Below are 13,864 nucleotides of genomic sequence, written 5' to 3'. Positions count from 1 at the left end.
TTCAATGAAAACGGCAAAGCCAGTAAAGCATGTCATCGTCGATGATTCATTTTGGAAAAAGTATAAGCAGGTTGTGGCGGAAGAGGTCATTCCCTATCAGTGGAAAGCATTAAATGATGAATTACCAGATACAGAACCCAGCCATGCGATTGAGAACTTTAGAATTGCAGCCGGGGAATCCAGTGGGGAGTATTATGGAACCGTTTTCCAGGACAGTGATCTTGCCAAATGGCTGGAGACGGTCGCTTTTAGCTTAAGGGATCATCCAAATTCTGCGCTGGAAGAGCGAGCCGATGAAGTTATTGAACTGTTGGGAAGAGCTCAAGCTGAGGATGGGTATCTGAATACGTATTATCTGCTCAAGGAACCCGATAATCGCTGGACGAACCTAAGAGATAATCATGAGCTGTATTGTGCCGGGCACTTTATAGAAGCGGCTGTTGCTTATTATGAAACGACAGGTAAGACAAAATTTCTTCACATTATGGAGAAATACGTAGACCTGATTCAGCAGACTTTTGGTACAGAAGAAGGGAAAAGGAAAGGCTATCCGGGCCATGAAGAAATTGAGCTGGCCTTGATCAAATTATACGACGTAACGGCTAAGGAACAATATCTTAAATTAGCGCAATATTTTATCCAACAGCGGGGACAGCATCCAATTTATTTTGTGGAGGAGCAAGAAAAGAGAAAGCATATTCAAACAGAGCCCACCTGGAATGATGATAACAACATTAATTTTGGCCTAGGCTTTGAGTACCAGCAGGCACACCAACCTGTACGGGAACAAAAAGAGGCGGTCGGTCATGCGGTAAGAGCAGTGTATTTGTATATTGCGATGGCGGATCTGGCCGCAAAAACGGGAGATGCTTCCCTGTTACAAGCCTGTGAAACGCTGTGGGATGATGTCACGAACCACAAAATGTACATTACCGCCGGAATCGGGTCTACGGTGAACGCGGAAGCGTTCACTTGCCATCATGATCTTCCCAATGACAGCATGTACTGCGAAACTTGCGCCTCTGTAGGGCTGGCCTTCTGGGCTAACCGCATGCTGCGCTTAGCGCCGGACCGGAAATATGCCGATGTTCTGGAGCGTGCGTTATACAACGGAACGATCAGCGGAATGGATCTGGATGGGAAACGGTTTTTCTACGTGAACCCGCTGGAAGTCAATCCTTTTCAAAAATCGAGAAAAGATCAGGAACATGTAAAAACAGAGCGGCAAAAATGGTTCTTCTGCGCCTGCTGTCCGCCCAATTTGGCGCGAATGATTGCATCGGTGGAGGACAATATGTACACCCAGACCGAGGACACATTGTATACGCATCTGTATATTGCCAGCAAGGTGAACATGACTTTATCTGGTCAAGAGGTTGAAATTATACAAACTCATCATTATCCGTGGGATGCGGATCTCGCTCTTTCGATCCATGTAGCAGAGCCAACTGCATTTAAATGGGCATTGCGAATCCCAGGGTGGTGCAAGCAGGCAGAGGTCAAGGTGAATGGGGAAGTTATAGCGCTAGACCAGCTTGAAAAGGGCTATGTCGAGATTCAGCGCACTTGGAAGGACGGCGATGTGGTCACATTGCATTTGGCTATGCCGGTTGAGCGCATTCGGAGCAACCCGCTTGTCTCCATGAACCAGCAGCAAATTGCTCTTCAACGCGGTCCAGTCGTGTACTGTCTGGAAGAAGTCGATAATGGGGCGAACCTGGCAGGGTTAAGATTACCAAAGGATAGTCCTATTACAGAAGAGTTTAGCGAGAATCTGCTAGGTGGCATTGTAAAGCTGACCATAGAGGGATATCGGGTAAAAAGTTCGAATGCATTATACAGCTCGGAGCCCCCTGAACTTGTTCCTCAACAAATTACCGCTATTCCTTACTACGCCTGGTGTAATCGGGCCAAAGGGGAAATGCGTGTATGGGTTTATGAATCATAATTCATTCGCATGGGGAGAGGAAAGATCATGAGTACGAGAATTGTGAGTACGGAACCACCTGAAAAAGCAACCAGTACCGTTCCTTTTCATCGTAAAATCAGCTATTCATTAACGGATACGGCTGGCAATCTACTATACTGTGTCATCTCCAGCTATCTGTTATATTTTTATACAGATGTATTCGGTCTTTCTATCGGGATTGCCGGAACATTACTATTTATCACCCGTTTTATTGATGCCATTGATGCCCCGATCTGGGGCATCCTGATTGACCGGACCAAGTCCAAATATGGTCAGAGCAGACCTTATTTTCTATGGCTAGCTGTTCCGTTTGCCGTGTTCATGGTCCTTACGTTTACGACGCCCAATTGGAGTGAATCGGGGAAAATTGCATACGCGGCTATCACTTATATCATAGCGGGTATCCTGTATACGGGAATCAGTACGCCGATTACGTCTATTCTGCCTAACCTGAGCACCAATTCCAATGAACGTGTGGTCTTGAACTCTTTCCGTATGGTCGGGGGAAACGTGGGCTTCTTCATCGCCACGACGTTCACATTACCCCTCGTAGCCTTCTTTGGACAAGGGAATGATCAAAAAGGCTTTTCCTTAACGCTCGTTTTATTTGGAATCATGGCGATTATTATGTTTTTCATAGCGTTTGCCGATTTGCGTGAAAATGCGGCAGTGAAAACGAAATCTGTCCCGATTGCTAAAAGCTTTACAGCTATCAAGCGAAACTGGCCCTGGATGCTCGTTGTAGCTGCTAACCTGTGTTACTGGATCGGCTTGAATATTCGTTCTGCCACGCTCATTTTTTATCTGCAATACAATCTGGATAGTAAGGACTTGGTGCCTTTAATCAATGGATTGACCTCTTTGCAATTGATCTCGATGGTTCTGATTCCGTTTTTCGCCAGAAAATTAAGTAAAAATACGATCATGATTATCGGATTGATACTAGCTGCACTAGGTCAAGTCGTGATTTTAATGGGGAGTACAAACTTAACCCTTATTATCGCCGGTTGGATCATAGGTGCATTAGGATCAGGCTTTGCGTGCTCGATGCCATTTGCAATGTTGTCCGATACAGTAGATTACGGGGAATGGAAAAATGGAATTCGGGCAAGTGGATTCCTGACTTCTATTGGAAGCGCATTCTGTATTAAAGCGGGTAGCGGAATTGGCGGATTATTGCCAGCATGGGTTATGGGTAGCACAGGCTATATTGCTGGAAAGATTCAGACCCCGACTGCTTTGTCTGGCATTCAGTTCAGCTTCATCTGGCTGCCGTTTATCGTCTTCTTGATCGGAATCATTCCTATGTTTTTCTATAAGAAATTCGAGAAGAATGAAGCTTCTATTCAACAAGACTTAATTGCGAGAAGATCATAAGTATTCACTTAACAAGTTATTAATGACATTTTATAACATGGTTATGCTGCTTAAAAACCTGTTCACTGAGCTGAGCAGGTTTTTAAGTTTTTTCTATTCAAATGTGAGCAAAACCATTGACAGAATTTTCTTTTAGAGTGATACTTCTATGTAGAGAAAAGTGTACAGAATCAAGAGCCAGAGACATCTAGCCTTGCAACTTTATACATTTTTTCGCCATGAAAGACTCTTCTGTTGAAGGGTTTTTTTCAATTTGATAAAAAGAAAGTGATGATATGAGTCAACTAAGTGTAAGGATGAGAACGCATGGCTTTCTAAATAGACATTTTTCAGGAGAGTCCATTGACTATCGGCAGATTATTGCCCTGTTTATCCCGCTTCTGATTGATCAGGCTTTTATTGTGGGTCTTAATTTGGTGAACACAGCAATGATCAGTTCGTCGGGGATGGCGGCGGTCAGTGCTGTAAATATGATTGATTCATTAAATATTTTTCTAATTAATGTATTTGTGGCTGTGTCTACCGGGGGGACGGTTGTTGTGGCGCAGTATAAGGGAAGCGGTAATGACCTTATGGTCTCTAAAGCAACCTCCGGTACCATATCCTCCGTTTCCTTGCTGGCCTTATGCATCAGTCTGTTTATGATCGTGTTGTACAATCCAATTTTAAGTGTGCTGTTTGGCTCCGCCTCGCCTGATGTATTGGCTAACGGCAAGGTGTACCTGCTGGGAAGCTGTATGTCTTTTGTAGGGATTGCGATTGTTGAAGCGGTATGTGGAGCGCTGAGAGGGATCGGCAAGACGAGGGCATCGCTGGCTCTTTCGCTTATCATGAACCTTTCGTACGTGCTGCTGAATGTCGTATTTATTAACTTGTTGGATATGGGTGTACTGGGCATGACGATTGCAGTCAATGTGTCCAGATATGCAGGGGCTGCCTGCGCGTTGATTTATTTGGTCAGGGTAGATGATGACTTGCGTGTCCAGCTTAGGGATATGCTATATTTTAATCTGGCTATGCTTAAAAAGATTCTGTTTATTGGTCTTCCTTTTGCGGCGGAACAGATGTTTTTTAATGGGGGTAAAATTTTAACCCAAATTTTCATTGTGAACCTGGGGACCAATGCATTGGCGACGAATGCCATTTGCTCATCCCTAGCTAACGTGTTCCAAATTCCTGCGAATGCTCTGGCTCTTACAATTGTGACCGTGGTCGGTCAATGCATGGGGCGGCGAAATGTACACGATGCCCGCAAGTTTACCAAATCGTTTATTTGGCTGTCTTCCGCTTCGTTTATTGTAATGGGGCTGATCCTAATGCCTTTGTTTAAGCCGATGGTAGGGCTGTTTCATCCGCCTGCTGAAATTGTAGATGACATTTTTATGGTCATGCTGATTAATACGTTGGCCCAGATTCCGCTCTGGTCCATCGCCTTTATCACACCTTCTGCGCTTAGGGCGGCAGGTGATTCTAAATTTACGTCCCTCACCTCAATGCTGTCCATGTGGCTATGTCGGGTAGTGCTCGGATATGTTTTGGGTATTGTGTTCAATTGGGGAATTGTTGGTGTTTGGCTGGCCATGGATATTGAATGGGGGGTGCGGGGGATCGTTTTCCTCTGGCGCTTCCGCGGCAACAAATGGGTTCAGCATCGTTTGATCGACTGAATAGGTCCACTACTATAAAATTGACCTCGGATGAGGCCTTTTATAGTAGTGGATTTTTTTCTAAGACGCATATGGTTACGTGCGTATTACTCCATGCTGATCCCTATATTGCCTAGCTGCGCTCCCTGCTGCATACGGTAAAAGGCTTGCGCCGTATCTTGTAGAGGGAAGACGCCGTCTATAATGGGATGAAGGGAATGACGCTCCATGAATTGGAGCATATCTGCGAATTCCTCGCTGCTCCCCATAGAGGTACCGATGATGCTAATCTGTGGGAAAAATATGGAGCGAAGCGGAATCTCTATGTGATCTCCTGAGCTTGCGCCAAATGTAACGATTCGACCTTCCGGTTTGATGACATCCAGATATTTATCGAACGTAGCGGGTCCGATGCTGTCAAGGATCAGATCCACGGTGTCTCCGTTCATACTTTCTTTCCAATCGCTATCACTGTCGAATGCATGATGAGCACCATGGGCGAGGGCAGCTTGCTTTTTGACTTCGCTACGTGATGTGACGCTGACCTGTGCACCCGCCGCTAAGGCCATAAGCATGGCATACGTGGCTACCCCGCCGCCAATACCGGGAATGAGCACATGATCCCCTTGCTGCAATTGGCCTCTAGTGAAGAGAGCGCGGTAGGCGGTCAAGGCAGACAGAGGCAGTACCCCTGCCTCTTCCCAAGACAGGTAAGCTGGCTTGCTGACGGCATTTTGAACGGGAATGATAACCGATTCGGCCAATGTTCCGTCCGAAGGACCACCCAAAATGGCAGGAACCAAGGGAACGAGGTGCGTCTTTTCCCATCCGGTACAAGGATTGATGATTACTTCAGTGCCAACCAGCGAGTTTGGAACGCCAGCGCCTACAGCTTCGATCACGCCTGCTCCATCCGATCCGAGAATGAGTGGAGCATCGTTGGCGGTTCGATCCGCCATGAGGAACAGATCCCGATGATTCAAGCCCGCGGCTTTGAGTCTAACCTTCACTTCGCCGTGCCCCGGATGTCTGTCCGTAACGTCCTTATACATCAGGCCCTCAAGGCCGCTTTTGCCGGTATGTATTACAGCTTTCATTTTAAAGCCTCCTGTGATCGATTTTAGATGCATTTGCATGTACTTTGAATTGTACAGAGTGGCAAGCATCCGGTAAAATGAACAAAATCGAACGTCAGTATCATAAATGATCATACCAAGCAGGTGACGTATACATGGAAAGCAGTGATTTGAAAATTTTTCGGGCGGTTGCTCGCGAGGGCAGTATCACAAGGGCTGCACAAGTGTTGAACTATGTACAGTCCAATGTGACCTCGCGGATTCAGCAGCTTGAGGCACAATTGAACGTACCGCTATTTCGCAGATCTAATCGCGGAATGACGCTAACATCGGCAGGAGAGAATCTGCTGGAGTATGCGGAATCCATACTTACCTTGCTCGACGAGGCAGAGAAGTCTACTCAATATTCGGCTCAGCCTGCGGGACCGTTGCGACTGGGCTCGATTGAGACGACTGCGGTTACGCATCTAACCTCATTATTGACGGGATATCACGCTCAATACCCTGATGTGCATCTGTCGCTTATGACCGGGGGGACGCATGCTCTTGTACAAAAGGTATTGAATTACGAGTTAGATGGGGCATTCGTCTATGGCCCTGTCGATGATCCCAATATAGAGCATATGGCGGCTTTCGAAGAGGAGTTGGTGCTTATTTCGGAACCGGGAGAAAGGGATATGAGCAAGTTGCTCGCCAAGCCTATGCTGTTCTTCGATGTAGGCTGCACACATCGGACAAGAGCAGAGAGCTTTCTGAACGATTCAGGTGTGGATGCGTATCAGATTATGGAATTCGGAACATTGGAAGTCATTTTAGGTGGTGTAGCCTCTGGCCTGGGGGTGTCCATGCTTCCACACTCGTCAATTGTAAAGGCGAAGGAGGCGGGAAGGATTGCTTCGCACCGTTTACCCGAAACATATAGCAAATTAGAGGTGTGGTTTGTTCATCGGCGGGATTCGGCTTACTCCAGTGCGCTGTCAGGCTTGCTCCACTGGATGAAAAAGGATGCTATACTTAACTAGGATTAAATTGACACCAGGGGTGTATCATTTGGAAGAACATCATTTATCGAAAAATCCATCTACAGTAGCACCGGGAGAATTTGTGAGGAATGGCGGCTATCAACGACGAGAACCAGATAGGATGGCGGTATTATCAGAGACATACGGAGCCTCTATCTTTTTCAGAAGATGGGCCGCCTGGATGATTGACTTCATTCTTATCGTCTTTGGGTATGGAGGGCTGGTTTATTTCGCAGCGAAGAAACTATCTGAAACGGGAACTCCAAATCTGGGCATGGTAGTGATTCTCTTCTTGATTGGCTCTTTCTGCTATTATCTGTTACTGGAAGGACTTACAGGCTATACGCTGGGCAAGTTTGTACTTCGTATTCAGGTTGTGAATGGAGAAGGAAGGCCACCAGGCATGATTAAATCGTTGATCCGTACGCTCATACATCTGGTGGATACGAATCCGCTGCTTTTCTGGGGGCTGCCCGCCGGCATCTGTGTGCTGGTGACACCTCGGAAACAACGAATTGGAGATATGGTCGCCAATACATATGTAGTTAAGGTACGGGATTTGGGGAAGGTAGGCAGAAAGAAAACCGGAATTATTGCAGGAGCAATCATCCTGATGACGATCGCTTCGATTGTCTTTGCTGTATCCTTAATTTCTACGCTCATTACTCAAATCGTGAAGCCAGAGGTATTTATCAGTAAGGATAACCAGTTTGCGATTACGGCTCCGTGGAATTGGTCACGAGATAATATGATTAATGAGGAAGCGGATATTTCCATTAAAAATGAATTTACCGATAGATATTTGATTGTATTGTCTGAACCGAAAAGCGACTTTGACAGCAGTATGACCCTTCAAGAATATAAAGGGATCATTGGGGATCATTTGGTGTCAGGAATTACGGACCCCGAATTGGGGCTGGCCTCCGACAGGATGGTGAATGGATACCCAGCCATTGAATTCACCCTAAAAGGAGAAGTGGACGGGATTCCGATCATGTATAATGTGACTACGATTGAAACGCCTTCGCATTATCATCAAGTGCTTGCTTGGACCTACGCTTCCCGATACGGTCGAGCCCAGCAAGAGCTACGCAAGATTAGAGACAGTTTCCGTGAAATGAACATCATGTAACGTGAACATGAAGCTGCTACTATATTCGAAGTTATTAGGGTAAACAAAAAAAGCAGATAGCTCATAGGAGCATCTGCTTTTTTTTTATTTAAGCAGAATTTAAAAGATGAACATCAAAAACGGAGCAGGCGGAATAGTGCTGTACAAGCAAAGCGGTGGCGATGGGAAGCGCTATCCGCCTGCGTAGTGGCGTTATCGTAGATTTATATAGATCATTTGGTCATACAATAGAATGTCTGATCACTCGTAATCCAGCCACTTTCGCCACCTTGCCTTGTGGATGGGCTTTGAATTGAATTGTCACTTCATTTTTGTGGCTCGTCACAGACAGAGGCAACTCATAGGCAAACGTCTCGAATTTATTCATTTCCTCGGATTCCAGCTTGCCTTCTCCCAAATTCTGACCATCTGCGATGATGTCAAAGTCACGATGAGAGCGGTCGGAGTCCTTCAGATAGGTCACTGCTAATTGGACAGGCTCATCAGGGAGCACCTTCATGACAAAAGAGAACCAGCCCCCAGGCCATGTATCGCGATATTTGCGGTTATAGATGGACCCCAAGCCTACATGTTCGCCAGTAAAGGCATGATCCCGTTCAGGCTGCATTTCGGCAGGCTGCACAACATCCACTGTACGTCGTTCCAGTTCCAGCTGGTACGCTAACGCGGTACGGTATTCTGCCTCTGTTGATGTCCACTCCTCCTTGGAAAAGAGATCCCAATAAACGGTATAAGAACGATCATATATCTGATAAAACGGACGAAGCTGCAACTCTCCGATATAACCCAGGTCGCTTAGATGGAATGTATTCGGCTCGATCCTGTCAGCAGTCAGCTTGGTTGCCAAGGAATCAGCCGATCCGATCAGAACAGATGCCAGCAGACGTTCCTCGTTGGACTCCTGTTCAACAGGACCCAGATCTCCAGCCAGCACAAGTGGACCGTACATGAAGGCAATTCGTCGCGGATTATCTGGCATTTCCTCAACTCTTACTGTCATAGGAATATCGTACTCGACCGTATCTCCATCGTTCCATTCCCGTTCAATTACAATATAGCTGGTAGGACATGCCTCTGCGGCATACTCTTCCCCGTTGATCTTAATCATCATGCCCTGCTCCGCCCAGTGTGGGCATCTTAGTTTGATCGTGAAGAACTTGGGCTCCTTGCTTATGACACGCAGCGTTCCTCGCCCATTTTGCGGAAAGAGAGTTTCTTGTTGGAGCTGTACATCCATTTCCCCCCACGTCACAGTAGAAGGGACATATTGGTTAACATAGATTGTATTTGCTGTGTGAAAATAAATCGCGGTGCCGTACATAGAGTGACTCTCCATACCGGACCCGACACAGCATGTAAAATCCTCATATTGAGAATTGAAGGACTTGTGTCCACCCATTTCCAGCGATACAAAATAGCAAACACGTCCATCTACAGGCTGCTGTGAAGCCAGAATATGATTAAACATTGCCCGTTCATAGTAGTCGGCATAAGCTGCGTATGCGTCCCATTCGAACATATGTCTTGTTAATTTCAGCATATTGTAGGTGTTGCAGGTTTCACAGGTGCCCTCACCCAAACGATCATTCAGCTTGCCAGGTTCACCAAAATGTTCATTATAGCTATTGCCGCCGATTACGTAGGAATGCTTGTGAACCACCCGATCCCAGAAAAAGCGGGAGAGGTCCGCATATAGAGGTTTGCCTGTCACTTCGAACTGCCGTGCTGCACCAATGATCTTAGGAATTTGCGTATTAGCATGTCGTCCTGCCAGCGTATCGCGGCTGTCTGCCAGATCATTCAGCACTTCTCCATGATAAAAGCGTTCCGCCAGATTCAGAAAGCGTGTCTCTCCAGAATGTTCCGCCAGATCGGTCAGCACCTCGTTCATGCCGCCAAACTCGCAATGGAGCACCTGTTGCACCTGTTCATCGCTCAGTCCTTGGAATACATCCTCCAGCCAGTCGCCGAGTTTGATTTCCATCGCTAATGCTTTGGGATGATGAGCGAGCAGGTGGGCATCACGCAAGCCTGCAAAGAGCTTGTGCATCGTATATAGCGGTACCCAGCCTCCGTTAAGGTCAAAGCCCTGGGAACGAATATCTCCGGCTTTGACCTCTTCAAAAATCTCTTTCCCGCGCGGAATACCGGAAATGTATCCGTTTCCATGACTGTTTTGGCATATTTCCAACTCGTCGATCACATAGTTTACTCGCTCCAGCAGTCTTTTGTTACCTGTTGAGGCAAACATCAGTGCACAGCCAGACAGGTAGTGACCAAGTGTATGTCCACTGATGCCGCGTGCTTCCCAGCCTTCATAATGAGCCGCTTTGGGTTCCAAGCCCGCATATTCACGAAAACGTGACAATAAACGGTCGGGTTCCAAACCCAGCAGATAGGTCGTATTCAGTTCCATAGCGTGGTAAAGTGGGCCGGAATCAATACTTACTTTATTCAAGTCAAAAGCTTGTGCTTTCAAAATCATCGCTCCTTAGCTAAGATGAAAGTGTATATTTCTCCACTACATTAGCATTGCAACCGCGGTATGTCAGTAGCTTAACCATACAATGGGTGGACAAATCCGAACATGAATCTAAAGAGGCGATAACATGACCTATCTGAAAGTGAATGTAGATACTCCGATCCAACTAATCTCGGCAGGCGAGTTTGTTTCCGAGGTGCCATGGAAGCATATGAGCCGTTCCATTGAGAACTTTGAGTTGATCCTGGGTGTCCAAGAAACGGTATATATACGGGAGGAACAGGAGAATTTTGAAATAGGGGAAGGAGATATTCTATTGCTGTACCCTGGTCGTACGCACCGAGGATACCGGGAATCATTGCCGGGGGTTAAATTTTATTGGTTTCACTTCGATGTACCTGCGACCCCGAATGTATTATCTAGTGAGGAAATGAAGCAGGAAACAAGTGTTATGGACGGGCTTTTGCAGCGTCATGGCGTAATGCGCGATATCTATTTACCGCAAAGCGTACAGGCAGATAATGGAGATCGGATTCATATTATTGTCAATCAAATTTTGCATGTCGCCAACTCACATTATCTTACATATCACAGTGCTAACTATTTGTTCACCTCACTGCTGATTGAGATATCTGAACTGGCCCTCAGTCGCTTGATCTCCAATCCTGTCCATTCACAGGGGAACGTGAGTATGAACAAGATTATCGAGTGGACTCGAATTCATGCTGAGGAACCGCTGACCGTGACCGATCTGGCTCGGAAGTTCAATTACAACAAGGATTATATATCTCGTTTATTCAAGCAAAATACGGGCATGCGCCCCTTGGAGTTCATTCACAGTATTCGAATCAACAAAGCGAAGGAACTAATTTCCCGTACAGATATGAGCATTAAGCAGGTTGCGGAAGAAGCGGGATACACGGATGAGAAGTATTTTATGCGATTGTTCAAAAAGCGAGTCCATATGACTCCCTCGCAATACCGGAATGCCTATCACAAAACATTTATGAACAATGTCTAGTCCATTTCCGCTTGGATCGGGAAATTTTATAGATAAAACATGGAGGAAGAGTCGGCTAAAATAAATTTGTAAGCGTTTCACTTGTAGATAGAGGGGAGGAGAGACATCCACCATGATTACTAGAGAACAGATTTATTTGGATGAGAAGCTGGAGACCAAATCGGCTGTGTTTGAGTTTATTGCTCAAGAGGCTGAAAAGCTGGGTGTCACCGTCCATAGGGAGCAACTGGTGCAGGATTTATGGGAGAGGGAAAAGGTATATTCGACAGGGCTTCAGGACCAGTTTGCCATCCCTCATACGCAAAGCGAGGTGGTCACCAGACCGGCAGTCCTCGTCATCCGATTGCAACATAGCATTGACTGGGACTCTCATGATGGCAAGCCTGTCCAGTATATTTTTAGTATTTTAGTGCCTAAAGGGTCTGTGGATGTATCCCATTTACAAATTATTTCCTCGCTCGCAACCCTGCTTTTAGAAGATTCCTTCAAAGAGGCGGTAGCGGACGCGAATAGTAGCGGCGATGTGTATCATTTGCTGGAACAGTATACAGAAGGGTTGGTGTCATAATGAAAATTGTAGGCGTTACATCGTGTATTGCAGGGTTGGCTCATACTCCAATGGCGGCCAAAGCGCTGGAAAAAGCGGCGGCACAGCTCGGTCACCATATTAAAGTGGAACAGCAAGGTGCATTAGGCCAAGTGAACAAGCTTACAGAGGAAGACATTGCAGCGGCGGATTTTGTATTGATTGCTTCGGATCAGACGGTGAAGGATGCGGAGCGGTTTGAAGATAAAAAAATCGTTCGCGTTAAAATCGGCCATGCGGTCAACAATGCGGAAGCGGTACTCACCAAAGCGGTGGAAGCGATCTCTGCTCAAAAATAAGGTTAGGAAGGCAACACGGAGAATCAGCAGCGTAGCTGACTTACATGTTATCCGATTGTCCGATGAGCCTTTGAATTAACAGTAGTATTCATGATGGGGGAGAACACGATGAAAAAATGGCTCGGTGAAGCTAAAAAGCATCTGATGACAGGCATTTCTTATTTGCTTCCAGTTATTATTGCAGGCTCCTTGATTGTTGCCGTATGTAAAATTATCGGTCTGACCATGGGGGTCACCGACTTTGGCCCATATGCTGACAAAAGTGGTTTTCTTCATATTTTATACTTAGTTGAAAATGTAGGTTGGCGCGGAATTGGACTGCTAAACATGGTTCTGGCTGGGTATATCGCCTATTCGATTGCTGACAAGCCTGCACTTGCTGCAGGGCTGATCGGCGGTGTGCTGGCGCAGGAAACAAATGCGGGCTTTCTAGGCGCTCTTGTTGCAGGTTTTTTTGCGGGGTATGTCACCCTCTGGGTGAAAAACAAAGTGAAAATTACAGGCCCAGCCGCTGGTTCTGTTCCGCTGATTATTTTGCCGCTCATTACGGTAGGCTTAACCGGGATTCTCATGTCCGTCATTCTGGGTGGGCCGTTGAGCGCGATTAATGAAGGACTGGTCAACTGGATTAAGCATATGAGTGAGAGCGGAACCAGCACCCTGGTGCTTGCCTTGATTTTGGGGGCTATGATCGGGTTCGACCTTGGGGGCCCTGTTAATAAAGCAGCTTGGATGGCGGGAAATGCATTATTCCTGTCGGGCGTGTATTTACCTAATATTTTCGTAAATATTGCGATCTGTATTCCACCTCTGGGCTATGGAATTGCAACTCTAATTTTGAAAAAACGCTTTTCCAAAACGTATCGGGAAGCTGGAAAGGGCTCTGTGATCATGGGCATTATCGGAATTACAGAAGGGGCTATCCCGTTTACACTGCGTAATCCTGCCAAGCTGATTCCAATAAACATGATTGCCTGCGCAGCAGGTGCAGCATTGACAGCTTTGCTAGGCGCACATGTCATCATGCCTCCAATTGGCGGTTTGTATGGCGCGATATCCGTCGGTACTCCGTTTGCATATCTGGCTGGAGGGATTACAGGCGCATTGATCATTGTAGCTGGAACCTTGCTCGTCAACTTCCGTGAGGAAGAGCAGCAGGCTGAAGCGAAAGAGGCATCTGTTAAGAAAAATGGAGAAGACATAGAACTTGTATTTGACTAAATATCACTAGACAGAAGATAGATGGAGGGAGAA

General features: G+C 46.4%; 11 protein-coding genes. 9 read left to right on the top strand and 2 right to left on the bottom strand.

Annotated features, from left to right (window positions below; genetic code table 11):
- The first annotated feature begins 4 nt into the window (after window positions 1-4).
- From HFE01_RS16475 to HFE01_RS16465, 3 genes are all read left to right on the top strand, one after another.
- Window positions 5-1,948, top strand: a complete 1,944-nt coding sequence (locus HFE01_RS16475) for a glycoside hydrolase family 127 protein (protein ID WP_107734424.1) — start codon at window positions 5-7, stop codon at window positions 1,946-1,948.
- A 27-nt stretch (window positions 1,949-1,975) separates the two neighbouring features.
- Entirely contained in the window at window positions 1,976-3,346 is a 1,371-nt protein-coding gene (locus tag HFE01_RS16470; protein ID WP_107734425.1) for a glycoside-pentoside-hexuronide (GPH):cation symporter, read from the top strand.
- 275 nt (window positions 3,347-3,621) lie between these two features.
- The gene (locus tag HFE01_RS16465) at window positions 3,622-5,013 is read left to right on the top strand and encodes an MATE family efflux transporter (protein WP_017427856.1); all 1,392 of its coding nucleotides are present in this window, start codon (window positions 3,622-3,624) and stop codon (window positions 5,011-5,013) included.
- 86 nt (window positions 5,014-5,099) lie between these two features.
- Here the strand turns inward: HFE01_RS16465 and HFE01_RS16460 are convergent, their stop codons facing one another.
- Entirely contained in the window at window positions 5,100-6,089 is a 990-nt protein-coding gene (locus tag HFE01_RS16460; RefSeq protein WP_107734426.1) for a zinc-binding dehydrogenase, read from the bottom strand.
- Window positions 6,090-6,223: 134 nt separating this feature from the next.
- Here HFE01_RS16460 and HFE01_RS16455 point away from each other — a divergent pair, with 134 nt between their 5' ends.
- The gene (locus HFE01_RS16455) at window positions 6,224-7,090 is read left to right on the top strand and encodes a LysR family transcriptional regulator (RefSeq protein WP_107734490.1); all 867 of its coding nucleotides are present in this window, start codon (window positions 6,224-6,226) and stop codon (window positions 7,088-7,090) included.
- On the top strand, window positions 7,074-8,222 hold the full coding sequence (locus tag HFE01_RS16450) for an RDD family protein (protein ID WP_107734427.1): 1,149 nt from the start codon (window positions 7,074-7,076) through the stop codon (window positions 8,220-8,222). The genes HFE01_RS16455 and HFE01_RS16450 overlap by 17 nt, the downstream gene beginning before the upstream one ends.
- Before the next feature lie 220 nt (window positions 8,223-8,442).
- On the opposite strand, the gene HFE01_RS16445 is transcribed toward HFE01_RS16450, so the two are convergent.
- The gene (locus tag HFE01_RS16445) at window positions 8,443-10,701 is read right to left on the bottom strand and encodes a glycoside hydrolase family 127 protein (protein ID WP_107734428.1); all 2,259 of its coding nucleotides are present in this window, start codon (window positions 10,699-10,701) and stop codon (window positions 8,443-8,445) included.
- 130 nt (window positions 10,702-10,831) lie between these two features.
- Here HFE01_RS16445 and HFE01_RS16440 point away from each other — a divergent pair, with 130 nt between their 5' ends.
- From HFE01_RS16440 to HFE01_RS16425, 4 genes are all read left to right on the top strand, one after another.
- Window positions 10,832-11,725: an AraC family transcriptional regulator gene (locus tag HFE01_RS16440; protein WP_167438537.1), complete on the top strand. Its 894-nt coding sequence runs from the start codon at window positions 10,832-10,834 to the stop codon at window positions 11,723-11,725.
- Window positions 11,726-11,837: 112 nt separating this feature from the next.
- Entirely contained in the window at window positions 11,838-12,293 is a 456-nt protein-coding gene (locus tag HFE01_RS16435; RefSeq protein WP_025363724.1) for a PTS sugar transporter subunit IIA, read from the top strand.
- Entirely contained in the window at window positions 12,293-12,610 is a 318-nt protein-coding gene (locus HFE01_RS16430; protein ID WP_107734430.1) for a PTS fructose transporter subunit IIB, read from the top strand. The genes HFE01_RS16435 and HFE01_RS16430 overlap by 1 nt, the downstream gene beginning before the upstream one ends.
- Before the next feature lie 108 nt (window positions 12,611-12,718).
- The gene (locus tag HFE01_RS16425; RefSeq protein ID WP_107734431.1) at window positions 12,719-13,831 is read left to right on the top strand and encodes a PTS fructose transporter subunit IIC; all 1,113 of its coding nucleotides are present in this window, start codon (window positions 12,719-12,721) and stop codon (window positions 13,829-13,831) included.
- Window positions 13,832-13,864 lie beyond the last annotated feature (33 nt).

Origin of the sequence: Paenibacillus sp. EKM10P, assembly GCF_011800655.1 — a bacterium.
GTDB lineage: Bacteria > Bacillota > Bacilli > Paenibacillales > Paenibacillaceae > Paenibacillus > Paenibacillus polymyxa.
The sequence above is the reverse complement of the archived record's forward strand: the minus strand, read 5'-3'. Positions and strand labels throughout refer to the sequence as shown.

Coding starts and splice junctions, on each gene's coding strand:
- HFE01_RS16475 (WP_107734424.1), top strand. CDS start 5: ATGAAAACGGCAAAGCCAGTAAAGCATGTCATCGTCGATGATTCATTT.
- HFE01_RS16450 (WP_107734427.1), top strand. CDS start 7,074: ATGCTATACTTAACTAGGATTAAATTGACACCAGGGGTGTATCATTTG.
- HFE01_RS16460 (WP_107734426.1), bottom strand. CDS start 6,089: ATGAAAGCTGTAATACATACCGGCAAAAGCGGCCTTGAGGGCCTGATG.
- HFE01_RS16440 (WP_167438537.1), top strand. CDS start 10,832: ATGACCTATCTGAAAGTGAATGTAGATACTCCGATCCAACTAATCTCG.
- HFE01_RS16465 (WP_017427856.1), top strand. CDS start 3,622: ATGAGTCAACTAAGTGTAAGGATGAGAACGCATGGCTTTCTAAATAGA.
- HFE01_RS16425 (WP_107734431.1), top strand. CDS start 12,719: ATGAAAAAATGGCTCGGTGAAGCTAAAAAGCATCTGATGACAGGCATT.
- HFE01_RS16470 (WP_107734425.1), top strand. CDS start 1,976: ATGAGTACGAGAATTGTGAGTACGGAACCACCTGAAAAAGCAACCAGT.
- HFE01_RS16455 (WP_107734490.1), top strand. CDS start 6,224: ATGGAAAGCAGTGATTTGAAAATTTTTCGGGCGGTTGCTCGCGAGGGC.
- HFE01_RS16430 (WP_107734430.1), top strand. CDS start 12,293: ATGAAAATTGTAGGCGTTACATCGTGTATTGCAGGGTTGGCTCATACT.
- HFE01_RS16435 (WP_025363724.1), top strand. CDS start 11,838: ATGATTACTAGAGAACAGATTTATTTGGATGAGAAGCTGGAGACCAAA.